Below are 23,803 nucleotides of genomic sequence, written 5' to 3'. Positions count from 1 at the left end.
CCAGCTTAATGCGAACGGAAGTAACCTCCGTAGGGGCTCAGGCCCGGCGCCTACTGCGCGGCCGACAGCGCCTGGAAGCGCTCGGCGCGCAGCCGCTCCGGCCACGTGTCGTCGACCGGCGGCAGCTGCGACGGGTCCACCCCGATCGCCCACGCCAGCAGCAGGTCCGCGAGCTTCGGGTTGCGCGCCAGCCCCGGGCCGTGCATGTACGTGCCGATCACGTGCCCCGCCCACGCGCCCTCGGTCGCGCCGTCGTTCCCGATCCCGGCCGTGACCCGCGCGAGCGGTTGCACCGCCTCGCCCAGGTGCGTGCGCCCGCCGTGGTTCTCGAACCCGGTGATCGACCCGATCCCCAGCTGCGGCATCGCCTCGCCCGCGATCTCGCCCACGGCCCGCGACGGCCCCCGGTCCGAGCGCAGATCGAGGATGTTCAGACCCTCGTACGCGCGGCCGTTCGCGTAGAACGACGCGCCCAGCAGCTGATACCCGGCGCAGATCGCGAGGATCGGCTTCCCCGCCTCGGCGGCCCGGTTCAGCGCACCGTCCTGCAGCAGCCGGTCGGCGGCCACGGCCTGCGGGCCGTCCTCGCCGCCGCCGATCAAGTACATGTCCGCGGTGTGCGGGACGCGCTGGTCGCTGCGGACCTGCATCGGCTCCACGTCGATGCCCCGGGCGCGGGCCCGGTGGGCCAGCACCAGCAGGTTCCCCCGGTCGCCGTAGGTCGACAGCAGGTCGGGGTAGAGCCAGACGATGCGCAGGGTGCTCATAGCCACGGTGGGACGCTCTCTCTCGCTAGTTGACCCGGTTGAATTCGGCGCGGATGTCCTGGAAGGCCGTGTAGTTCGCGACGACCTCCACCGGCCCCGGCGGCACCGCCGCGATCGCCGCCCTGATGTCGTCCACCACGATGAAGTCGACGCCGTCGACCTCCAGTCGCACGGCCAGGTCGGTGCGCCGGTCACCCGTCACGACCACCTTGCGGCCCGCGAGCGACGTGAAGTCCACGTCGTAGATCCACGACGTGTCGAAGCCGTCCACCTCGCGCGCGTTCAGGGACAGGACCACCGGCGGGTTCGGCTCGATCATGTCGAACGACTCCAGCCACCCGGCCGGGTTCTTCGCCAGCAGCAGCCGCAGCCGGCGGCCCTCCCGCTCGACCTTCGCGTACCGCCCGGCCACCGACGCGACCTCCGAGAGGCGCGGCGCGGCCTGCGCCGGGTCCACCCCGAACAGGCTCGCCACAGCCAGCGCCGTCGCGGCGTTCGCGCGGTTCACTCGACCCGGCAGCTGCAGGTTCAGCTCGTAGCGGCGTCCGTCCGGGCCCACCACCGCCTCGCCCTCCTGCGCCACCGACCACTGCGGGCTCGGCCGGTTCAGGCCGCAGTTCGTGCAACGCCAGAACTCGCCGAACCGGTCGAGGTGCGAACCGCAGTTCGGGCAGATCGCCGAGTCGGCGGTCCAGGACTGGCCCGCCGCCACCCACACCACGCGCTGGCACACCGAGGCGGCCCACACGATCAGCGGGTCGTCCGCGTTCGCGACGATCGTCGACTGCCCGGCCGAGGTCTGCAGGGTCTGGCGCCACTTCGCCGCCAGCGCCGTGACCTCCATGGCCCGGTCCAGCTGGTCCCGCGAGAGGTTCAACAGGGCCACGACCTTCGGGCTCGCCGCGTCCAGCAGCTGCCCCAGGTAGTGCTCGTCGCACTCGAGCGCGGCGTACTCCGCCTTGGGCGCCTTCGCGAGCGCGGTCGTGTGGCCCGTCGGCATGTTCGCGCCGAACGAGTTCGTGGCGACCTTCCCGATCGCCTCGATCGCGGCCGTGGTGAACCGGGTGGTCGTGGTCTTGCCGTTCGTGCCCGAGATGAGCACGACGTGGCGCCCCTCGGCCAGCAGTTCCAGAAGGCGAGGCTCGACGATCAACCCGACGCGGCCGCCGATCACCGAGCCGTCGCCGCGGCCCGTGGCCCGCGAGAGCGCCGCCGCGGTCCTGAGGAGCGTGGTGGCGAATTTCGCGCGTGGGGTCAGATTCGCGCTCATGCGGGCTCGCTTTCGGCTTGATCGGAACCGGTGACTATGCAGAAGAGTTTGTCACATGCGCACCGGAACCCGTGATGAGTGGCGGCAGTGCGTGAGGTGAGCCGACACCTGCAACCCGAGGCAGCGACGAACGCCGATGCGCCTCCCGCGCCGGGCAGCGCGGACGCTCCCGGAACTCCTCCACTTCCCGCCACCCCTCACTCCACAGTGACTGCACCGGCGCGCACCGTGCCCGCGTTCGTCGCCCTCCGTGCGCGCCCCGTCGCCGCGGCCCGGGTCCGCTTGGGTCCCTTGCCACCCGCGGCGGTGAACGGTGAACGAAATTTGCCTTCTGGGGCACGTGTTGCGCACTCGTCACTCCACTGTCCACCACCAGCCCTGACCAGCGTCTTCGCCACGCCCACCACGAATGCCACGCGGAAACAACCCCCAAGGGTGGGGGAGAGTGGAGTAAGGTGGGGCGCAATGGTGGGGCCATCGCCTCATCGACGCGGTCGGAGCGGCCGCGCAGCCTGAGAGTCACGGGGGGTGGCGCCGATGTTCCTCGGCACCCACAACCCGCGCCTGGACGACAAGGGCCGCGTCATCCTCCCCGCGAAGTTCAGGGAAGGACTGGCGGAAGGAGTCGTGATCACCAAGGGCCAGGAACGCTGCCTGTACGTGTTCCCCGAAGAGGAGTTCACGCGCATCGCGCAAGCGCTCCAACAGGCCCCCATGTCGAGCAAGACCGCCCGCGCCTACAGCCGGGTGTTCTTCGCCTCCGCCCACGACGAGGTCCCCGACAAGCAGGGACGCGTCACCATCCCCCCGCGGCTTCGCGAATACGCCGGCCTCGACCGCGACCTCGCGGTCATCGGCGCCTCCAACCGCGTGGAGATCTGGAACACCCAAACTTGGGACGACTACCTGGAGGCCTCGGAAGAGGCCTTCGCCGACATCGAAGAGGGCGACCTGCCCGAAGGACTGTAGAGAAGGAGGTGAGCGGAATGAACGCACCGCACATCCCGGTGATGCTCGACGAAGTGCTGGCATACCTCGCACCCGCCGCCTCGCGCCCCGGGGCGCTGGCCGTCGACGCGACCCTCGGCGCCGGAGGGCACACCGAGGCGCTGCTGACCGCCCACCCCGGCCTCACGGTCATCGGCGTCGACCGCGACCCCACCGCGCTCGAACTCGCCTCCAAGCGACTCGCCGACTTCGGCGAGCGGTTCATCCCGGCCCGCGCCGTCTACGACGAGATCCCGGAAGTCCTGCAGGACAACGGCTTCGACCACCTCGACGCCGTCCTGTTCGACCTCGGCGTCTCCTCGATGCAGCTCGACCAGGCCGACCGCGGCTTCGCCTACAGCCAGGACGCGCGCCTCGACATGCGCATGAACCCCGACGACCCGCTCACCGCCGAGATCGTCGTGAACACCTACGCGCCGGGCGACCTCGTGCGCATCCTGCGCGAGTACGGCGAGGAGAAGTTCGCGACCCGCGTCGTCTCCAGCATCGTCAAGGCCCGCGCCAAAGCCCCGATCACCTCCAGCAGCGCACTGGCGGACCTGGTGCGGGACGCGATCCCGGCCGCGGCCCGCCGCACCGGCGGCAACCCCGCCAAGCGGACCTTCCAGGCCCTGCGGATCGAGGTCAACGGCGAGCTGGAGACCTGGGAGCGCGCGCTGCCCGCCGCGCTCGACGTGATGGCCCCCGGCGGCCGTGTCGTCGTGCTCTCCTACCACTCGCTCGAAGACCGCATCACCAAGCAGGAGCTGGCCCGACGGGCCACCTCCACCAGCCCGGCCGGCCTCCCCGTCGACCTCCCCGGAACCGAACCCACCTTTCGACTCCTTACGAAGAAGGCCCAGCAACCGACACAGACCGAACTCGACCGCAATCCGCGCGCGGCACCCGCCCGGCTCCGCGCCGCGGAGCGCATCGCACCGTCCACAGGAGCAGGAGGCGCACCATGAGCGACCAGTACCGTCGCGCGCAAGCCGACCCCGACGAGATCATCAAGGCCGCCCGTCGGCGGGCCCGCGCCGCGTCCTCGCGACGCCGCGGCCTCGTCGGCGACGCCGATGACTCCGCGCCTGTGTTCGAGGGGAACCTCGCCGTCCAGCCCGCGACCGTCCCGGTCGAGGCGCCTCCGGCCGAGATCGAGACCCCGGCCTCGCCGCAGCGCGAGACCGTGGTGCTGCCGCGCACCCGGACCGAGACGAAGGCCAAGCCCGCGCCGGATCCGGTGGAGGTGCCGCGCCCGGCGTTCGTCGGCGGCATCCTCGCGCTCGTGGTGGCCGGGATCTTCGGCCTGCTGGTGCTGAACACGGTCATCAACGAGGACGCCTACCGGCTGCAGGAGCTGCGGACCCAGGCCGGCGAGCTCGACCAGACCGAGCAGGCGCTCGAGGACGAGCTGTCGCACCTCGACACGCCCGTGTACCTCCAGGCCCAGGCGCAGCTGTACGGCATGGTGCACCCGGAGAAGGTGACCTTCCTGTACCTGCCCGGCGGCGAGACCGTCGAGGTGCCCTGGAACGAAGAGTAAGGACGTCGATGACCGAATCCGACCCCCGTCGACGGCGCGACCCCTCCTCGATCAGCCGAGCGCGCCGTTACACGCCTCGCGGGCGCACGGTCCGCGAGGCGGCGGAGGGGTCCGAGGACAACCGGGCCCGCGAGAACGGGGCGCGGGACCGCGAGGCCGCGCGCCGCGAACGCAACCGGACCTCTCAGCAGCAGGAGACCGACGACCTCGCGGCGCGCAGGCGCCGCGAGGCCGCGGCCCGCTCGCGCGAGCGCCGCCAGCGCGAGACCGGCACGATCACCGAGCCGCGCAGGCCCGAGCCGGAACCGAAACGCACCGCCGCGGATCGCTCGGAACCGCTGCGGCGCACCGGGACCGTGCGTCCCGCGCCGACCCGGCGCACCGGCCCGATCAACCCGCCGCGCCGCGGCGGACCGCGCGGCACCGTCCGCGCCACCGGGCCGATCGAGGTCCGGCCGATCGCGAGCCTGCCCCGCATCGGCAATCCCCGTCGGCGGCTGCGCATGGCCGCGGCCTTCGTCATGATCCTGCTGCTCGTCTCGGGCGCCCGGCTCGTGCAGCTCCAGGTCACCGACTCCGCGGCCTACGCGGCGGACGCCCTGAACCAGCGCCTCACGACCGAGCCGCTGCCCGCCGAGCGCGGCGCGATCCTCGACCGCAACGGCAACCGGCTCGCCTACTCGATCGAGGCGAACTACATCGCCGTGGATCCCGGCATGGTCGCGGGCGACCCCGCCGAACTGGCCGCGACCCTCGCGCCGCTCCTGGCCCGGAAGGCCTCCGAGATCGAACCGATCATCGCCACCAAGGAGACCGCGCAGGGCGAGGCGATCCGCTTCGCGTACCTGCAGCGCGGCGTCAGCCTCGACGTCGGCGACGAGATTCGGGAGATGGAGAACCCGGGCCTCATCATCGGCGAGGACGAGAGCCGCATGGTGCCCGGACACGACCTGGCCGCCAACGTCATCGGCTTCACCGGCGGCGAGGGCACCGGCCTCGTCGGCCTGGAGGCCGCCTACGACGACTGGCTCTCCGGGGAGGACGGCGAGGTCTCCTACGAGCGCAGCCAGTCCGGCCAGCCGATCCCCGGCGCGTTCTACCGCGAGGAGGAAGCGGTGCCGGGCAACGACATCCAGCTCACCCTCGACGACAAGCTCCAGTTCCAGGTGCAGAACATCCTGCAGGAGACCGTGAACGAGCACGACGCCGAGTTCGGCTCGGCGATGGTCATGGAGGTCGGCTCCGGCGAGATGCTGGCGATGGCCTCGACCCCGACCTACGACGCGGCCAACCCGTTCGACGTGGACGACCCCGAGGCGTACCGCGACTACGGCACTCAGGCTACTGTGGACCCCGGCTCGATCCACAAGGCGATCGTGTTCGCCGCGGCCCTCGAGGAGGGCTGCATCAAGCCGGACGGCACCATGCCCGTTGATCAGACGATCACCAAGGGCGACCAGGTGTACCGGGACGGCTACGAGCACGGCGACGCAGTGCTGAGCCTCGCCGGGATCATCGCGCAGTCCTCGAACGTGGGCACCATCCAGCTCGCCGACTGCATCGGCAAGGAGAAGCTCTACGAGTACCAGCTCGCGTTCGGCCTCGGACAGTCCACGGGCGTCGGGATCGCGGGCGAGGCCGCGGGCATCCTGCAGGAGCCGCAGAACTGGTCGGGCACCTCGTACGGCTCGGTCCCGATCGGCCACGAGGGCACCGCCACGATCATGCAGATGGCCGCGCTCTACGGTGCCATCGCCAACGACGGCGTGTACGTGCAGCCCACGCTCGTCGACCAGAAGATCGAGGCCGACGGCACCGTCGTGGAGCAGCCGGAGCCGGAGAAGCACCGCGTCATCTCCAAGGAGACCGCCGAGAGCCTGCAGTACCTGCTGCAGGCGCCGATCGCGGCGGAGACCGGCACGGGCCGCAACGCGGCGCTCGAGAACTACCACCTGGCCGGCAAGACCGGTACGGGCAGCCTCGTCGTCGACGGCGTGTACGCGCCCGGCAACATCACCTCGTTCGTGGGATTCGCCCCGGCCGAGGACCCGCAGTACGTCGTGGCCGTGAGCGTCTACGTCCCCGGTGGCGGGGGCGGCGGCTCGACCACGGGCGACGCGTTCAAGCAGATCAACGAGTTCGCCTTGGGCTACTTCGGGGTTCGCCCCGCGGCCGAGCCCGCCCCGGTGTTCGACGTCTGGGGGTGACGCTCCTGCGAAGTTCTCCGCGAGCGGGAATCGGGGGTCGGCCCCGGGCGTTAGCATCGAAGGCGTCAAGGAAGAAGGAGCCGATTGTTTTGAACGTTGACCCTTGGGCACTGTGCGAGGTCCTGGCGGAACCGGCCGAGGCGCGGGGAGCGGTGCTGCTGCACTTCCTCGACGGGTTCATGGACGCAGGCCAAGCGGGTCGCGGGGTGGTGGACCACCTGTTCAAGACCTGCGAGCACACCCCGGTCGCGTCGTTCGACGTGGACCAGCTCATCGACTACCGCTCCCGGCGGCCCAACCTCACGTTCTCGATCGACCGCTGGTCGGACTTCGAGGCCCCGCAACTGGTCGTGTACCTGATGCGGGACGCCGCGGACAAGCCGTTCCTGCTCATGACGGGCCCTGAGCCCGACTTCGCGTGGGAACGCTTCGTGGACTCGGTGGAGGACCTGGTCGAGCACTGGCATGTGCCGCTCACCGTGGGCTTCCAGGGCATCCCGATGGGGGTGCCGCACACCCGGCCGCTCGGCATGACCGTGCACGCGACCCGGCCCGAGCTCGTCTTCGACAACCGCCCGGTGTTCAACGAGGTCACGGTCCCCGGCAATGCCGCGGGGCTGCTGGAGTACCGCCTCGGCGAGTCCGGCCGCGACGCCGTCGGCCTCTCGGTGCACGTGCCGCACTACGTCATGCAGATGACCTATCCGGCCGCTTCGCTCCGCCTCCTCGAGGGCATCCGCGAGGCCACCGGCCTCGACCTGCCCTCCGACGAGGAACTGGAAGTCGAACGCGCCCAAGTGGATTCGGACATCGCCGAACAGGTCGCCGAGTCCGACGAGGTCGCCGACGTGGTGAAGACCCTTGAGGAGCAGTACGACTCGTTCGCCGAGGCCGCCGAGGCCGACGAGATGCTCCAGGACGGCCGGATGCCGACCGCCGACGAACTCGGAGCGGCGTTCGAGCACTTCCTCGCCGAGCGCCAGCGAGGTGAGGACGACAAGTAGCGCGTGACAACCCCGGGACCAAGCGAGAAGCGGGGCCGACCCGGAGGGCGGGGCCCCCGCGCCCGGTGAGGGCGCACCAGGCGGGGGTCGCCTCCCCCCCCCCCGCCCCCCCCCCGCCGCGGGCCCCCCCCCGGCCGCCCCCCCCCGCTTCTCGCGTTCAGGACTCACTTGCCGTGCTTGGCCTTCGAGGCGCTGCGACCGCGCTCCTTCTGGTCCAGGACGACCTTGCGGATGCGGACGGTGTCCGGGGTGATCTCCACGCACTCGTCCTCGCGGCAGAACTCCAGGGACTGCTCGAGGGACAGCGCGCGCGGCGGGACCACGTTCTCGGTCGAGTCCGCCGAGGCGGCGCGCATGTTGGTGAGCTTCTTCTCCTTGGTGATGTTCACGTCCATGTCGTCGGAGCGCGAGTTCTCGCCGACGATCATGCCCTCGTACACCTCGGTGGTCGGGCCCACGAACAGCGTGCCGCGTTCCTGCAGGTTGATCATCGCGAAGGCGGTGACGGCCCCGGCGCGGTCGGCCACGAGCGAACCGTTGTTGCGGGTCTTCAGCTCGCCGAACCACGGCTCGTGCTTCTCGTAGATCGAGTGCGCGATGCCGGTGCCGCGGGTCTGCGTCAGGAACTCGGTCCGGAAGCCGATGAGGCCGCGCGAGGGCACCAGCCACTCCATGCGGATCCAGCCCGAACCGTGGTTCGTCATGGTCTCCATGCGGCCCTTGCGGGTCGCCATGAGCTGCGTGATCGCGCCCAGGTGCTCCTCGGGGGAGTCGATGGTGAGGCGCTCGACCGGCTCGTAGGTCTTGCCGTCGACCTGCTTGGTGACCACCTCGGGCTTGCCGACGGTGAGTTCGAAGCCCTCGCGGCGCATCTGCTCGACCAGGATCGCGAGGGCCAGCTCGCCGCGGCCCTGCACCTCCCAGGCGTCGGGGCGCTCGGTCGGGAGCACCCGGAGCGAGACGTTGCCGACCAGCTCGCGGTCGAGGCGGTCCTTCACCAGGCGGGCGGTGACCTTGTGGCCCTTGCCGCCCTTGCCGACCAGCGGCGAGGTGTTGGTGCCGATGGTCATCGAGATCGCCGGCTCGTCGACGGTGATGAGCGGCAGCGCGATCGGGTTCTCCGGGTCGGCCAGGGTCTCGCCGATCATGATGTCCGGGATGCCCGCGATGGCGCAGATGTCGCCCGGGCCGGCCTTCTCGGCGGGCTTGCGGGTGAGCGCCTCGGTCATCATGAGTTCCGTGATTCTGACGTTCTGCTGGGTGCCGTCGCGCTTGATCCAGGTGACGGTCTGGCCCTTGCGCAGCTCGCCCTCCATGACGCGGCACAGCGCGATGCGGCCGAGGAAGTTGTCGGCGTCGAGGTTCGTGACGTGGGCCTGGAGCGGCTTCGCCTCGTCGTACTCGGGCGCGGGCACGTGCTCGATGATGGTGTCGAAGAACGGCTTGAGGCTGTCGGAGTCCTCGGGGACGGTGCCGTCCTTGGGCTTGTTCAGCGAGGCGACGCCGTCGCGGGCGCAGGCGTAGACGATCGGGAACTCGATCTGGTCCTCGTCGGCGTCCAGGTCCAGGAACAGGTCGTAGGTCTCGTTGACGACCTCGTCGATGCGGGCGTCCGGACGGTCGGTCTTGTTGATGCACAAGATGACCGGCAGGCGCGCGGTGAGCGCCTTGCGGAGCACGAAGCGGGTCTGCGGGAGCGGACCCTCCGAGGCGTCGACCAGGAGCACCACGGCGTCGACCATGGACAGGCCGCGCTCGACCTCGCCGCCGAAGTCGGCGTGGCCGGGCGTGTCGATGATGTTGATGACCATCTGGGAGCCGTCGGCCGGGTTGATGTAGTGGACCGCGGTGTTCTTCGCGAGGATCGTGATGCCCTTCTCGCGTTCCAGGTCACCGGAGTCCATGACGCGGTCGTCGACGGCGGCGCCTTCGCGGAAGGCGCCGGCCTGCTTGAGCATGGCGTCGACGAGCGTGGTCTTGCCGTGGTCGACGTGGGCGACGATGGCGATGTTGCGCAGATCAGAGCGTGTAGACACGACGACCATTGTCGCCTAAGCACGAGACGGACCTGGCGTCAACCCAGGTGATCGCGGACACCAGAAAACCCGCTTCTGAGCCGAGTGTTGTTCACATTGAGCCTTTCAATGACAGAAAATCCCCCGCTACCTAGACTGCCCACTATGGGCGTATTCCAGAGGTACATCCGATTCGTAACAGTTCTCGCGCTCGCCGCAGGGACGATCCTCGTCGGCGCGGCTCCAGCACACGCCGAGATCACCGGTGCGATCATCGCCACCGAAGGCGGCCCGCTCAACGTCCGCACCGGCCCGGCCACCGACCGGAAGATCGCCGGGACCCTCGCCAAGGGCGCGAACCCCGAGGTGTTCTGCATGGTCCGCGGCGAGGAGATCAGCGGATTCGTCCGCACCACCTCGACCTGGCTGCGTATCGGCAAGGACCGCTGGATCTCGAACGCGTACGTCACCTGGTCGCCCGCGCAGCCCGTGCCGTGGTGCTCCGCCGCCACGAAGGCCGCCACCAACGCCACTGTCAGCACCGACGGCGGCGAACTCAACATCCGGGCCGCAGCGAACTCGACCTCCAGTCGGCAGGGCGCCTTCGCCAACGGCGTCGGCATCTCCGTCAAATGCCAGGTCTGGGGCCAGGAGGTCGACGGCACCGCCCGCAAGACCGGCGCCTGGTACCTGATCGGCGACAAGCGCTACGTCTCCGCCGCCTACATCAAGTGGAGCGCCGGCGAGCCGTGGCTGCCCTGGTGCGGCCAGGACCCGCCCTCGATCCCGCGCGGCGGCACCTCGGGCTTCATCAACGCGCACGCGCCCGCGGCGCAGGCCAGCGACCGCGCCACCGGCGTGCCCGCCTCGGTCACCATCGCGCAGGCGATCCTCGAATCCGGTTGGGGCAAGGGCGCGCTGGCCCGCGAAGACCACAACCTGTTCGGCATGAAGTGCTTCGGCTCGCCCGGCGACCACGCCATCGGCTGCCGCGACTACGCCACCTTCGAATGCAGCCCGACCGGCGGCTGCTTCGACATGAACGCGACGTTCCGCGCCTATCGGAACGTGGCCGACTCCTACCGCGACCACGGCGCCCTGCTCTCGAACTGGTCCCGCTACGCCACCGCCATGGACCACGCGAACGACCCGAAGCGCTTCGCCCGCGAGATCCACAAGGCCGGCTACGCGACCGACCCGAAGTACTCGGACAAGCTCATCGGCATCATGGACGGCTACGACCTCTACCGGTTCGACTGAACCGGACGGGTCACCCACAAGACTTGATTCCTGCCATCGAGGGCGGGTCCGGTCAAGGCGGCAGCACTCTCGGCGAAGCTCGCGAGCCAGGGATGCGCGCGGCCACCGGGCCCGCCCTCGTAAGCGTAAAGGCTGAGTCAAAGGTCACATCGGCGTACGGAACCGCAGTACGCGGGGGAGTAGCCTCGTAGGGCGGCGCTCCCTCGAACAGCGGGGCTCCCAGAACTGTCGGACCCGAACGTTAGATTCCCACCGTGGCCAACGAGCACCTTCTGATCGACACCGAAACTCCCGAATCCGGACCGCAGGGCTCCGTTTCCGAACGACCCGCAGCAGGCACCATCGTCGTGCGCGGCGCGCGCGAGCACAACCTCAAGGACGTCGACCTCGACCTCCCCCGGGACTCGCTCATCGTCTTCACCGGCCTGTCCGGTTCCGGCAAGTCCTCCCTGGCGTTCGACACGATCTTCGCGGAGGGCCAGCGCCGCTACGTCGAATCGCTCTCGGCCTACGCCCGCCAGTTCCTCGGCCAGATGGACAAGCCCGACGTCGACTTCATCGAGGGCCTGTCCCCGGCGGTCTCGATCGACCAGAAGTCCACCTCCCGCAACCCGCGCTCGACCGTGGGCACGATCACCGAGATCTACGACTACCTGCGGCTCCTCTACGCCCGCGTCGGCGTCCCGCACTGCCCGCAGTGCGGCGAGGCCATCGTCAGCCAGTCGCCGCAGCAGATCACCGACCAGATCATGGCGATGCCCGAGGGCACCCGCTTCCAGGTCCTGGCCCCGGTGGTGCGCAAGCGCAAGGGCGAGTTCGTGGACCTCTTCGGCGACCTCCAGCAGCAGGGCTACGCCCGCGCCCGGGTCGACGGCGAGGTGTACGCCCTCACGGAGGTGCCGAAGCTGAAGAAGCAGGAGAAGCACGACATCGACGTGGTCATCGACCGCCTCGCCGTCAAGGCCTCCGCGATCCAGCGCGTCACCGACTCGGTCGAGTCCGCGCTCGGACTCGCCGACGGGGTCGTGGTGCTCGACTTCGTCGACGTCCCCGAAGACGACCCGAACCGCACCCGCCGCTTCTCCGAGAAGCTCGCGTGCCCCAACGACCACCCGCTCTCGCTCGACGAGCTCGAGCCGCGCACCTTCTCCTTCAACGCGCCCTTCGGCGCCTGCCCCGTCTGCCACGGCCTCGGCGTGCGCAAGGAGGTCGACCCGGAGCTCGTGATCCGCGACCAGGAGTCGAGCATCCGCGACGGCGCGCTCGCGCCCTGGTCCTCGGTCGGCATGGGCGACTACTTCCTGTTCCAGATCGTCGCCCTCGGCGAGGCCGTCGGCTTCGACGTCGACACCCCCTGGGCGGACCTCCCCGACCGGGCGCAGAAGGCCGTGCTCTACGGCTACAGCGAGACCCTGCAGGTCTCCTACCGCAACAAGCGCGGTCAGCGCCGCTCCTACGAGACGCGCTTCGAAGGCGTCGTGCCGTGGGTCGAGCGCCGCCACCACGAGACCGACTCCGAGTGGACCCGCGAGAAGTACGAGCAGTTCATGCGGGAGATCCCGTGCTCGACCTGCGAGGGCACCCGGCTCAAGCCCGAGGTCCTGGCGGTCACCGTGGAGGGCCTGTCCATCCACGAGGTCTGCACGCTCTCGGTCGCGGACTGCGCGGTGTTCTTCGACGCGCTGAAGCTCTCGAACCGCGACTCGATCATCGCCGCGCCGATCGTCAAGGAGGTCAAGGCCCGCCTGCAGTTCCTGCTCGACGTCGGCCTCGACTACCTGACGCTCGCGCGGGCCGCCGGGAGCCTCTCGGGCGGCGAGGCCCAGCGCATCCGTCTCGCCACGCAGATCGGCGCGGGCCTCGTGGGCGTCCTGTACGTGCTCGACGAGCCGTCGATCGGACTGCACCAGCGCGACAACAACCGGCTCATCGCGACCCTGGAGCGGCTGCGGGACCTCGGCAACACGCTCATCGTCGTCGAGCACGACGAGGACACGATCCGCGTCGCCGACCACATCGTCGACATCGGCCCCGGCGCGGGCGAGCACGGCGGCCACGTCATCTACTCCGGTCCGGTCGCGGGCCTCACCGAGGCCGAAGGCTCCATCACCGGCGACTACGTGTCCGGCCGCAAGCACATCCCGGTACCCGCGCAGCGCCGCCCGGCCGACCACGGCCGCGAACTGGTCGTCAAGGGCGCCAGGGAGAACAACCTCAAGGGCATCGACGCGGCCTTCCCGATGGGCTGCCTCGTCTCGGTCACCGGCGTGTCCGGCTCCGGCAAGTCCACGCTCGTGAACGAGATCCTCTACAACACGCTCGCGGCCGAGGTCAACGGCGCGAAGATCGTCGCGGGCCGGCACCGCACGATCACCGGCATCGACGGGGTCGACAAGGTCGTGGGCGTCGACCAGTCGCCGATCGGGCGCACTCCGCGCTCGAACCCGGCCACCTACACCGGCGTGTTCGACAAGGTCCGCAAGCTCTTCTCGGGCACGCCCGAGGCGAAGGTGCGCGGCTGGGGCCCGGGCCGGTTCTCCTTCAACGTCAAGGGCGGGCGCTGCGAGGCGTGCAGCGGCGACGGCACGCTCAAGATCGAGATGAACTTCCTGCCCGACGTGTACGTGCCGTGCGAGGAGTGCGGGGGCGCCCGCTACAACCGGGACACGCTCAAGGTCCACTACCGCGGGAAGACCATCTCCGACGTGCTCGACATGCCCATCGAGGAGGCCGCCGAGTTCTTCGAGCCGATCCAGACGATCCACCGGCATCTGAAGACGCTCAACGACGTCGGCCTCGGCTACGTGCGCCTCGGCCAGCCCGCCCCGACCCTGTCGGGCGGCGAGGCACAGCGCGTCAAGCTCGCATCCGAGCTGCAGAAGCGCTCGACCGGCAAGACCGTGTACATCCTGGACGAGCCGACCACCGGTCTGCACTTCGAGGACGTGCGCAAGCTCCTCGGCGTGCTCGACGGCCTGGTCGACAAGGGCAACACCGTGATCACCATCGAGCACAACCTCGAAGTGATCAAGTGCTCCGACTGGGTCATCGACCTCGGCCCCGAGGGCGGCGACAAGGGCGGCACGCTGGTCGCGGCGGGCACGCCCGAAGAGGTCGCGGCGATCGCGGCGAGCCACACCGGCGCGTACCTCCGACCGCTGCTCGGCCTCGACGGCAAGGGCAACGGCGACGGCGCCGCCGCGCGCAGGGCCAAGGCGGGCAACGGCAGGAAGACGGCCGCCAAGCGGTAAAGGTTCCCGAGGCTGCAAGAGGGCGACGAAGTCGCCACGTCCGCCTGCGGCTCGCGTCCCCCGGTGTCAAGTGCCGGTCGGGGCGAGCGGTGAGCTCGGCGCCGTTTTGCGGTCCTGGCGCCGCCTCGCAGCCTGCGGAACCGCTCGGCCCGAGGCCGCACCGTCACTTGGCCAACTGGTCCCGCGGCGCCCCAACCGAAGACGAACGAAAAGGGCGACGCGGCCGAACGCGGCCGCGTCGCTCCCGTATTCCGCCGCAACGGAATGCGAGCATCGCAGCGTGCTCTTCCCCGGTGCTCTCTATATCGGCGCGGCCACGGCCGCCCTCCTCGCGGGTCCAGGCCTGGGACGCTGCGTCGCCCTGGCGACCGACCGCCACCCCGACCCGCGCCTCGTCAAGAGCGTGAGCCTCGCCGTCGCTCTGCTGATCGCTTGGCGCGCAGACGGACTGCTGCACGGATGCGCCCTCGGCACGGTCGCCGCCGTCGGCATCGCGGCGGGCTGGATCGACGTCTACCAGCGGCGGCTGCCCGACGTGCTCATCCTGCCCGCGTACCCTCTCGCGGGAGCGCTCCTCATCGCCACCGGCGAACCCGACACGCAGCTGCGAGCCGTCGCCTGCGCCGCGATCGCCATGGCGCTGTACGGCATCGGCTGCGCGACCGGCCAGATCGGCTTCGGCGATGTCAAGCTCGCCGGGCTGCTCGGCCTCGTCACCGGTTGGGCCGCATGGGAAGCGGCGGCGCTGGCGCTCGCGGCCACGATCCTTGTGGGAGGCGGCCAGGCGCTCGCCGTCATGTCCATGGGCCGCAAGGATTTCCCCTACGGTCCGGCGATGCTCGCCGGCGCGGCGGCGGCCGTGGCGACCGAACCGTGGATCGCTTGGTGAGCGTCCTATCTGTAACGCGCCGAAGAGTGAAGCCGGGCAATGCGGCCCGGTTCTGCGGTTTCCCTTTTCCGGCGCAGCTCAGTAGTTATATTCGTGGCCGACCCGCGACAAAAGGGTCAAGAGGGACATCGAGCACTGAGAGGTGAATGTGATTCGCTTGATCGCCAAAGCCGCGGTGGCCGCAGCCGCCGCGGGCATCATGGCCGCCGGCATGGCCCCACCTGCCATGGCCGCCGAGACCACCGCTCCCATGGTCGAGCGCGGCTACGAGTACCAACCGCAGGACTCCGGCGGGGTCAACGTCCTGTCGAACCTGTGCGTCGGCAACTGGAGCGGCGACGTCATCAGCCTGCTGAACGTCGACAAGAGCGACGAGACGGACCTGTGCAGCGGCTCGGACCAGAACCCGGACGGCGTCAACATCGGCTCGAACGTCTGCGCTTTGAACTGGGACTGGAGCAACGCCGGCAGTCTCGGCCTGCTCGGCACCTCGGATGTCGACAAGGTCTGCGGCTCGTCGAAGCACCAGATGGACCACGGCTAGTCGCCGCAGCGACTTCCGCTCACACGCCTCGGGGCGGCCACCGCGATCCGGTGGCCGCCCCGTCGCGTTCCTTACACCGCCGAGCAGGCCACCGACGCGGGCGCGACCGCGGTGCGGGCGTCCTTCCCGCCGATGAGCCCGAACGTGAACGTGCGGCCCGGCTTCAGCTCCTGGCCTCCCGCCACGTCGGTGGCGGTCACCATGTGGCCGTCCTGCTCCAGCGCCACGCTCCAGGAGTGCACGATGGACTGCCCGGTCGGCAGCGCCCACTTGAGCGTGATGTCGTTCAGCGGCTTGTCACCGGTGTTGGTGACGAGTACCTGGGCGTTGAACCCGCCCGGCCACTGGCCGTTGATCATGTACTCCACCTTGCACGAGGGCGTCGACGCGATCGATCCGGTCGCCTGCTCGGCCGCGAAGTTCGCGATCTGCGCGAGCGGGGCGTTCCAGTTGATCGTCAGCTCGTTCGTGGCCCACGACCCGATGTCGTCGATATAGCACCGCTGCGGGGCGCAGCCGGTGAGCCAGCGCTGCGCGATCGGGTCCCAGGTGCCCGTGACCGAGTTCGGACCGCCCGCGAGCGTCCCGGCGGGCGGGTTCGGCAGGCTCGGGTCGAGCTGGTTGGCGTACCAGCGGCTGTGCATGTTGTGCGAGTCGTGCGAGCCGTAACCGGTCACATAGGAGTTGCCGAGGGCGTTGCGGCCCAGGATGTAGTCGAGCCCTACGAGCACGCCGTCGCGGTACTGCGACTCGCCGGTGAGGTCGAAGGCGGTGGCCACGACCACGAGCTCGTTGAGCACGGCGCTGTTGGAGCCCCAGTCGAAGGTCCCGTTCGAGCCGTAGGAGAGGTTCCACGGGCTCGCCGCCTGCAGCTCCAGGTACTTGTCGGCCCCGCCCACGACCTGCGCGACCACGTCATCGCGGCCCGGCAGGGCGTTCGGCACCAGGGCCAGGTCGAGCTTCGCGAGGGCGGCCACGCTGCCCCAGTAGAAGGCACCCGCGCCGAACGAGTCGGCCTCGTGCAGCTTCGAGCCGAGCACGTATTCCTCATAGGACTTCGTGCCGGTGGTCAGGAACAGCTCGGCCGCGGCCCAGTAGAACTCGTCGCTCACGTCGGAGTCGCCGTACGGGCCGCCGCCGTCGGGGCTGGTGTCCGGCGCGTAGATGTCCGGGTGCGCGAGCGCCGCCGCCCAGGCGGTCTCGGCCGCTTCCAGGCATTCGGCCGCGAACTCGGCGTCATAGGGGGCGAACAGGCGCGCGGCCTGCGCGGCGGCGGCCGCCAGGTTCAGGGTCGCGGCGGTCGAGGGCGGCTGCAGGTAGCGCGGCTGGGGGTCGTCGGCCGGCATGAGCGGCAGGCCGGTCCACTTCTCGTCGTGGATCTTGTGGTGGGCCATGCCCGCCAGCTCCTCACCCGCGGGCACCTGCATGGCGAGCAGGAACTCGACCTCCCAGCGGGCCTCGTCGAGGACGTCGGGCACGCCGTCGCCGTGCTCGGGGATGCGCAGGCTGCCGTCGGCGAGACGGCTCGCGTCGCCGGTGGGGGCGTGGAGGGCCCGCTCGTAGACGGACATGAGCTGCGCGACCGAGATGCCGCCGTTGACGACGTACTTGCCGTGGTCGCCCGCGTCGTACCAGCCGCCGCTCACGTCGAGGCTGTAGTCGCAGGCCTCGGCGTAGCAGGTCACGGCTCCGTCGCCCTGGTTGGGTGCGACGTCGACGTGCCCGGCCTCGCGGCCGTATCCGGGCGCGATGGCGTCGTCGATGGCGATGCCGGAGCGCTGCGGGTAGAAGAAGGACATGGCGTCGACGGCCAAGTCCCCGTAGGCGTTCCCGCCGATGCTGAATGGATACGAGGTCTCGCCGTCGGCGGTGAGGGTGAAGCCCTCGCCGGTGGCGGACGTTTCAGAGAAGTCGATCACGTGCACCGATTCGCCCGAAGTGGACTCCGGGCCGTGCGGCGCCGACTCGCCTTCGGCCGCCAGGGCTCCCGCGGCGTCGTGCAGCTGCCACGGGACCGGATCGGCCGCGTCGGTGACGAGTGTGGCCCGCTTGGGGGCGTCGGGCAGGTACCCGACCTGGTTCACGCGTACGCGCGGCCCGGTATCGGGCTCGTACACGGGCGGTTCGGCTCCGGTGAGCAACTGGACCTCCGATAGGCAGAACTGCCACGGGTCGGCGTGGCGGCCGATCTGGAACGCGAGCTGCGCGTCCGTCCAGTCGGCGCTGGCGGTGAAGGTGTAGCTGAAGTCCTGCGCCTCGCTGCCGAGCAGCGGGAACTCCTCGACCGCGGTCGGCCAGGGGTCGACCGGGCGCTGCACGAGCGTGCGGACGCTGACGTCGGCCGAGGCGCGGGCGGTGAAGCGCAGTTCGTAGGATTCGCCGGTCGCCAGCGGCAGGCCGTCCTGGCCGACGATGGCGTCCCAGGCGTTGGCGGTGCCGCCGGGAACGTCGACGCACCACTCGCCGTCGGCGACCGCTCCGGTGAGGTTGGCCGTGGTCCACCAGCCGTTCGTGCCGGAGGCGAAGTCGCCGTTGGTGATGAGGTCGGTGGGCTCCTCGTCCTGAGCCAGGGCCTGAGCGGCGGGCACTGCGGCGGCGCCGAGTGCCAGAGCGGTCAATACGGCGACGCTGAGGCGTCTCCGGCGAAGTGCGGTTCGCGGCATGGGGTGCCCTCCATTGAGTTTGGGAGCGATACCATCCGCCATCTTGTCATTCAAATATGTAAATGTCAATCATTCCGAGGCGGGCGGACCGCTCGTGCCGCGCACGACCAGCTTCGACTCGAGTTTCAAGCACACGCCCGGATCCCTTGCGCCCCTGAGTTGTTCATCGGCGGCCTCGACGGCGAGCCGAGCGAGTCGCGGCACGTCCTGGCGCACCGTCGTCAGGTCGATGTGGCTGAGTCCGGCGATGTGGCTGTCGTCGTATCCCACGATCGAGACCTGCTCGGGGATCTTCACCCCGGCCCGCGTGAACACGTCGAGCAGCCCGATCGCGCACTGGTCGTTCGCCGCGAACACCGCGGTGGGCAGCGGCGTGTCCTCCTCCAGCAGCTGCCGCGCCGCCTCCGAACCGCCCTCCTGGGAATGGTTCCCCGGGATCACCCGGATGCGTTCGGCCAGCCCGTGCGCGCGCATCGCGTCCCGGTAGGCCCGCCGCCGCTCCGGCCCGCCCGGCCGGTGGCCCGCGTCCACGTGCACGATGTCGCGGTGCCCGAGGCTCACCAGGTAGTCGACCACCTCGCGGGCGCCGGGTCGGTCGTACGAGGTCACCACGTCGACCCGCGCGTCCTTGATGTGCCTGCCGATCACCACCGTGGGCACCCGCGAGCCCAGCTCGGTCACGTCCTCGTCCGGGATCGTGGGCCCGCACAGCAGCAGCGCCTCGCTGCGGTGCCCGATGAGCGCCTCGATCGCGTTGTGCTCGTTGCGGGTCGGCACCGTCGCACTCAGCACCAGGTCGTAGCCGAGATCCTCGGCGGCCGGATAGATCGCTTCCACCAAGTCGATGTGGTACGGGTTCCTGGCCGTGAAGAGCACGCCGAGGACCTTGCTGCGGCCGCGCGCGAGCAGCCGCGCGGCCATGTCCGGCCTGTAGCCGAGCCGAGCGGCGGCGTCGAAGACCCGCTCGCGGGTGTCGGGGCTCGCGCCGGGCTGACCGCGGAACACCAGCGACACCAGCGCCCGCGAAACGCCGACCTCGGCGGCGACATCGGCCATCGTGGGTTTGCGAGACCGCGGTGCCGGGGAGCGGTCTGGGGATCTCCGCGCGTGCTGGGGGCTCATCGCACCGTCGTCCTTCCTTATGCAGCTTTGTTGAATGTTCCAGTAATGAGGGGTTGACCTGGGAACGAAGTGACCAGTGTATCCACCCGATCCCAAGAAGTCGGTCGGCGCGGACCGCCGATCCCGCTCTCGGCAAACCTTTGCAGAGGTCGCGGTCGTCGCCAAAACGTGAATGCCGCTCTCGCTGCGGCCATAGACTCGGCCGTGGGGGTGAGAACCATGCATCAATTGGCAGTCAAGAATTTCAGCCGACCCGACCAGACGGTCAACCTCAGCGGCCACGGACACAGGGACACGGTCATGCTCGACGGCATGCCCGTCGAATTCTCCGAGTTCGAGAAGGGCTGGCGCTGGTCCAACGACGTCAAACCGATCGTGGGCGGCGATTCCTGCCAGGCCAACCACCTCGGCTACTGCGTCGAGGGGCACTTGAAGATCCACATGGACGACGGCACCGACAAGGACATCAACGCCGGAGACGTGTTCGAGATCCCGCCGGGGCACGACGCGGAAGTCGTCGGCGACCACAAGGTCGTCCTGGTCGACTTCGGCAAGGCCATGGGCGGCATGTAGCCGCGAGGCCGCAAGCCGACCGGGCCGCTCCCCATCGAGGAGAGCGGCCCGAGTCGCGCCCAGACCCTGAGACACGCTTTCCACCAGGTGCCCGATCACATCAGACCGGGTGGCAGACTTGACGGCGTGTTGCGATGGATGACTGCTGGAGAATCTCACGGACCCGAACTCGTGGTCACGCTCGACGGCCTGCCCGCCGGAATCGAGCTCACCACCGACGCGGTAGCGGCCGAACTGGCCCGCCGCCGCCTCGGTTACGGCCGCGGCGCACGCATGAAGTTCGAGGCCGACGCCGTCAGCTTCATCGGCGGCGTCCGCCACGGCCGCACCCTCGGCTCGCCGATCGCCATCCGCGTCGGCAACTCCGAGTGGCCCAAGTGGGAGACCGTGATGGCCGCCGACCCCGTCGACCCGGCCGAACTCGCAGGGATAGCCCGCAACGCCCCCCTCACGCGACCGCGCCCCGGGCACGCCGACCTCGCCGGGATGCAGAAGTACGACCACGAGGACGCCCGCCCGATCCTCGAGCGCGCCTCCGCCCGCGAGACCGCCGCCCGCGTCGCCGGCGGCACCGCCGCGAAAGCCTTCCTCAAGCAGGCCTTCGGCATCGAGATCGTCTCCCACGTCAAGGCCCTCGGCCCCGTCCGCGCCAAGGACGGCCTCGTGCCGACCCCGGCCGACTTCGACGCCGTCGACGCCGACCCGCTGCGCTGCATGGACCCCGAGGCCTCCGCCCGCATGGTCGCCGAAGTGGACGCGGCCAAGAAGGACGCGGACACCCTCGGCGGCGTCGTCGAGGTCCTCGCCTACCACCTCCCGCCCGGCCTCGGCTCCCACGTCCAGTGGGACCGCAAGCTCGACGCCCGCCTCGCCACCGCGCTCATGTCGATCCAGTCGGTGAAAGCCGTCGAGATCGGCGACGGCCTCATGCAGGCCGCGGTGCGCGGCTCCTCCGCCCACGACGAGATCGTCGCCGGACCGCACGGCGTCGAACGCCTCACCGACCGCGCCGGCGGCCTCGAAGGCGGCATCACCACCGGCCAGCCGCTGCGCGTCTCCGCGATGCTCAAGCCCATCTCGTCGCTCACGCGCCCGCTGCGCACCATCGACACCGTCACCGGCGAAGCCGCCGAGGCGATCAACCAGCGCTCCGACGTCTGCGCGGTCCCCGCCGGGGCCGTCGTCGCCGAGCACATGGTCGCGTACGTCCTCGCCGAGGCCGCCCTGGAGAAGTTCGGCGGCGACTCCCTCGCCGAATCCCGCCGCAACTTCGAGCAGTACCTCGAACACCTGCGGGTGAAGTAATGGCGCTCGTCGTCATCGTCGGGCCCCCGGGCTCGGGCAAGACCACGATCGGCCGCGCGCTGGCCGCGGCGCTCGACGCCCCGTTCCGCGACGTGGACGCCGACATCGCCGACGCCGCGGGCAAGCCGATCCCGGACATCTTCGTGGACGAAGGCGAGGAGCACTTCCGCGCTCTCGAACGCGAAGCCGTGCGGCGGGCCGTGGCCGAGCACGACGGCGTCCTCGCGCTCGGCGGCGGCGCCGTCCTCGCCGAGTCCACCCGGAAGCTCCTCGCCGACCTCACGGTCGTCCACCTGCGCGTGGACCTCGGCGAAGCGGTGAAGCGCACCGAGATCGACAAGGGCCGCCCGCTCCTGCAGGTGAACCCGCGCGCCACCCTCCGCCGCCTCATGGACGAGCGGCTGCCGCTCTACCGCGAGGTCGAGACCATCGCGATCGACACCACCGGAAGAGACGTGGACGACCTGACCGCGGAGATCAAAGCCCGCCTCGCGACGCGCACGGTCGAGGTGCGCGACGCCGAAACCCCCTACCCGGTCCTCATCGGACGCGGCACCACCGACCGCCTGCCCGAGTTCCTCGGCAAGGCCTCGAGGGTCGCCGTGCTCCACACCGCGAGCACCGCGCCGCTCGCCGAACGCGTCGGCGCGCTGTGTCCCGACGACGTCGAGGCCACCCTCATGGAGCTGCCCGACGCCGAGGCCGGCAAGACCGTCGGCGTCGCCGAGCAGGTCTGGGAAGCCCTCGGGGCCGAAGGCTTCACCCGCACCGACCTCGTCGTCGGCGTCGGCGGGGGCGCGGTCACCGACCTCGCCGGGTTCGCCGCGGCCTGCTGGCTGCGCGGCGTCGCCGTCGTGCACGTCCCGACCTCGCTGCTCGGGGCGGTCGACGCGGCCGTGGGCGGCAAGACCGGCGTCAACACCGCCGCGGGCAAGAACCTCGTGGGCGCCTTCCACCCGCCCCGCGCGGTGCTGGTCGACCTCGACCACTTCACCACCCTGCCGAAGCGCGACCTCGCGGCCGGCCTCGCCGAGGTCGTCAAGGCAGGGTTCATCGCCGACCCGGTCATCCTCACGCTTCTGGAAGCCGACCCCGAAGCGGCCTTGGACGCATCGAGCCCGGTCGTCGCCGAACTCGTCGAGCGCGCCATCGCCGTCAAAGCCGAAGTCGTCGGCTCCGACCTCAAAGAAGGCGGCCGCCGCGCCATCCTCAACTACGGGCACACCTTCGCCCACGCCATCGAAAAGCTCGAGCACTACCGCTGGCGCCACGGCGACGCCGTCGCCGTGGGCATGGTCTATGCCGCGCACCTGAACGCCATCACCGGCCGCGTGGACCTCGTCGACCGCACCAAGCAGGTGCTGGAATCGATCGGCCTGCCCACCACCTACGACGCCGGACGCTGGGACGACATCCTCAAAGTCATGAAGATCGACAAGAAGAACGTCGGCGCCACCCAGCGGTTCGTGCTCCTCGACGCGCTGGCGAAGCCCGTGGTCGTCGACGACGTGACCGTCGAGCAGCAGCGCGAGGCCTATGAGATGCTGACCGCATGAAGGTCCTCGTGCTCAACGGCCCCAACCTGAACCGGCTCGGCAAGCGGGAGCCCGCGATCTACGGCTCGCAGACGCTGGCCGACCTGGAAGGGCTGTGCGCGACCACGGGTAAGGAACTGGGCCTGGAGGTCGACTTCCGGCAGACCAACCACGAGGGCGAACTCCTCGAGTGGCTGCACGAGGCCGCCGACAACGGGTACCCGGTGGTCCTCAACGCCGCAGCCTGGACGCACACCTCTGTCGCCGTGGGCGACGCGTGCGCCCAGCTCACTGCGCCGCTGATCGAGGTCCACCTCTCGAACGTCCACAAGCGCGAGGCGTTCCGGCACCACTCGTACGTGTCGGCCCACGCGGTCGGCGTCATCGCGGGCCTCGGCGCCCAGGGCTACGTCGCGGCGCTCGGGTTCATCGCCCACCGTTGAGCCGCCGCCTCGTCAGGCGGGCTCGAGGTCGACGCGTGCGCGTTCGACCCCGATCGGTGCGCGTGGGCGTCGATGAGGTCGGGCAGCGGGACCCGCCCCCCGGCGTCGAACGCGGGCACGTCGGCGGCGAGGCCGCGGCCGACCTCGGCGACGAGTCCGCCGCGGACGAGGACGCTGTCGTGCCCGGTGAACCGCTCGCCGTCGAAGACGAGGGCGCCGGTGATGAGGACGTCGCCGCCGGCGGTGCCGGGTTCGTGGCGGTCCTGGATCGACGCGGACGGGGCGGGTTCGTCCTCGCAGGCGGTGAGCAGAGGACCGGCGGCGGCGACGTGTGTCAAGCCTGTGTAGTGCGGCCCGGCTGCGCCTGGGGCCACAGGGGCCTCGCCTGCCCGGAGGACCTCCGACACCGGTCGCTACCATTGTTG

19 protein-coding genes are annotated in these 23,803 nt (G+C 70.3%); 13 read left to right on the top strand and 6 right to left on the bottom strand.

Going from position 1 to position 23,803, the window contains the following annotated elements:
- Positions 1 to 50 precede the first annotated feature (50 nt).
- Positions 51 to 767 carry a type 1 glutamine amidotransferase gene (locus JHY01_RS10960; RefSeq protein ID WP_205325784.1) on the bottom strand — a complete coding sequence of 239 codons (717 nt, stop codon included), beginning with the start codon at positions 765 to 767 and terminating at the stop codon, positions 51 to 53.
- Positions 768 to 792: 25 nt separating this feature from the next.
- Entirely contained in the window at positions 793 to 2,037 is a 1,245-nt protein-coding gene (locus JHY01_RS10955; RefSeq protein WP_205325671.1) for a MurT ligase domain-containing protein, read from the bottom strand.
- A gap of 537 nt (positions 2,038 to 2,574) precedes the next feature.
- On the opposite strand from JHY01_RS10955, the gene mraZ reads away from it, so the two are divergent.
- From mraZ to JHY01_RS10930, 5 genes are all read left to right on the top strand, one after another.
- Positions 2,575 to 3,006: a division/cell wall cluster transcriptional repressor MraZ gene (gene mraZ / locus JHY01_RS10950; RefSeq protein WP_205325670.1), complete on the top strand. Its 432-nt coding sequence runs from the start codon at positions 2,575 to 2,577 to the stop codon at positions 3,004 to 3,006.
- 17 nt (positions 3,007 to 3,023) lie between these two features.
- Positions 3,024 to 3,992: a 16S rRNA (cytosine(1402)-N(4))-methyltransferase RsmH gene (rsmH, locus tag JHY01_RS10945; protein WP_205325669.1), complete on the top strand. Its 969-nt coding sequence runs from the start codon at positions 3,024 to 3,026 to the stop codon at positions 3,990 to 3,992.
- Positions 3,989 to 4,567 carry a hypothetical protein gene (locus JHY01_RS10940; protein ID WP_205325668.1) on the top strand — a complete coding sequence of 193 codons (579 nt, stop codon included), beginning with the start codon at positions 3,989 to 3,991 and terminating at the stop codon, positions 4,565 to 4,567. The genes rsmH and JHY01_RS10940 overlap by 4 nt, the downstream gene beginning before the upstream one ends.
- An 8-nt stretch (positions 4,568 to 4,575) precedes the next feature.
- Positions 4,576 to 6,774: a penicillin-binding protein 2 gene (locus tag JHY01_RS10935; protein ID WP_205325667.1), complete on the top strand. Its 2,199-nt coding sequence runs from the start codon at positions 4,576 to 4,578 to the stop codon at positions 6,772 to 6,774.
- 89 nt (positions 6,775 to 6,863) lie between these two features.
- A complete protein-coding gene (locus JHY01_RS10930; protein WP_240192633.1) occupies positions 6,864 to 7,778 on the top strand; it encodes a proteasome assembly chaperone family protein in 915 nt (304 codons plus the stop codon).
- Positions 7,779 to 7,942: 164 nt separating this feature from the next.
- On the opposite strand, the gene typA is transcribed toward JHY01_RS10930, so the two are convergent.
- On the bottom strand, positions 7,943 to 9,814 hold the full coding sequence (typA, locus tag JHY01_RS10925; RefSeq protein WP_205325666.1) for a translational GTPase TypA: 1,872 nt from the start codon (positions 9,812 to 9,814) through the stop codon (positions 7,943 to 7,945).
- 144 nt (positions 9,815 to 9,958) lie between these two features.
- On the opposite strand from typA, the gene gsmA reads away from it, so the two are divergent.
- The 4 genes from gsmA to JHY01_RS10905 all read left to right on the top strand — a co-directional run bounded on the left by gsmA (position 9,959) and on the right by JHY01_RS10905 (position 15,737).
- A complete protein-coding gene (gene gsmA, locus JHY01_RS10920; protein WP_205325665.1) occupies positions 9,959 to 11,053 on the top strand; it encodes a sporangiospore maturation cell wall hydrolase GsmA in 1,095 nt (364 codons plus the stop codon).
- A gap of 341 nt (positions 11,054 to 11,394) precedes the next feature.
- Complete coding sequence (uvrA, locus tag JHY01_RS10915; RefSeq protein ID WP_205325782.1) at positions 11,395 to 14,304, top strand: excinuclease ABC subunit UvrA; 2,910 nt, start codon at positions 11,395 to 11,397, stop codon at positions 14,302 to 14,304.
- A gap of 280 nt (positions 14,305 to 14,584) precedes the next feature.
- The gene (locus JHY01_RS10910; RefSeq protein WP_205325664.1) at positions 14,585 to 15,193 is read left to right on the top strand and encodes an A24 family peptidase; all 609 of its coding nucleotides are present in this window, start codon (positions 14,585 to 14,587) and stop codon (positions 15,191 to 15,193) included.
- Between the two features lie 157 nt (positions 15,194 to 15,350).
- Positions 15,351 to 15,737, top strand: coding sequence for a hypothetical protein (locus JHY01_RS10905; RefSeq protein WP_205325663.1), 387 nt, complete (start codon positions 15,351 to 15,353; stop codon positions 15,735 to 15,737).
- 71 nt (positions 15,738 to 15,808) lie between these two features.
- On the opposite strand, the gene JHY01_RS10900 is transcribed toward JHY01_RS10905, so the two are convergent.
- Positions 15,809 to 18,400 (bottom strand): glycoside hydrolase family 9 protein, encoded by a 2,592-nt coding sequence (locus JHY01_RS10900; protein WP_205325662.1) that lies wholly within the window; start codon positions 18,398 to 18,400, stop codon positions 15,809 to 15,811.
- Between the two features lie 69 nt (positions 18,401 to 18,469).
- The gene (locus tag JHY01_RS10895; protein WP_205325661.1) at positions 18,470 to 19,456 is read right to left on the bottom strand and encodes a LacI family DNA-binding transcriptional regulator; all 987 of its coding nucleotides are present in this window, start codon (positions 19,454 to 19,456) and stop codon (positions 18,470 to 18,472) included.
- Between the two features lie 294 nt (positions 19,457 to 19,750).
- Here JHY01_RS10895 and JHY01_RS10890 point away from each other — a divergent pair, with 294 nt between their 5' ends.
- From JHY01_RS10890 to aroQ, 4 genes are all read left to right on the top strand, one after another.
- Positions 19,751 to 20,095 carry a cupin domain-containing protein gene (locus JHY01_RS10890; RefSeq protein WP_205325660.1) on the top strand — a complete coding sequence of 115 codons (345 nt, stop codon included), beginning with the start codon at positions 19,751 to 19,753 and terminating at the stop codon, positions 20,093 to 20,095.
- Positions 20,096 to 20,221: 126 nt separating this feature from the next.
- On the top strand, positions 20,222 to 21,400 hold the full coding sequence (gene aroC / locus JHY01_RS10885; protein ID WP_205325659.1) for a chorismate synthase: 1,179 nt from the start codon (positions 20,222 to 20,224) through the stop codon (positions 21,398 to 21,400).
- On the top strand, positions 21,400 to 22,956 hold the full coding sequence (aroB, locus tag JHY01_RS10880; RefSeq protein WP_205325658.1) for a 3-dehydroquinate synthase: 1,557 nt from the start codon (positions 21,400 to 21,402) through the stop codon (positions 22,954 to 22,956). Before aroC ends, aroB begins: the two co-directional genes overlap by 1 nt.
- Positions 22,953 to 23,378, top strand: coding sequence for a type II 3-dehydroquinate dehydratase (gene aroQ / locus JHY01_RS10875; RefSeq protein ID WP_205325657.1), 426 nt, complete (start codon positions 22,953 to 22,955; stop codon positions 23,376 to 23,378). The genes aroB and aroQ overlap by 4 nt, the downstream gene beginning before the upstream one ends.
- On the opposite strand, the gene JHY01_RS10870 is transcribed toward aroQ, so the two are convergent.
- The gene (locus tag JHY01_RS10870) at positions 23,342 to 23,716 is read right to left on the bottom strand and encodes a hypothetical protein (RefSeq protein ID WP_205325656.1); all 375 of its coding nucleotides are present in this window, start codon (positions 23,714 to 23,716) and stop codon (positions 23,342 to 23,344) included. The two genes, aroQ and JHY01_RS10870, sit on opposite strands and share 37 nt — an antisense overlap.
- Between the last annotated feature and the right edge of the window lie 87 nt (positions 23,717 to 23,803).

Source organism: Glycomyces sp. YM15 (assembly GCF_016918015.1).
GTDB lineage: Bacteria > Actinomycetota > Actinomycetes > Mycobacteriales > Micromonosporaceae > Glycomyces.
The sequence above is the reverse complement of the archived record's forward strand: the minus strand, read 5'-3'. Positions and strand labels throughout refer to the sequence as shown.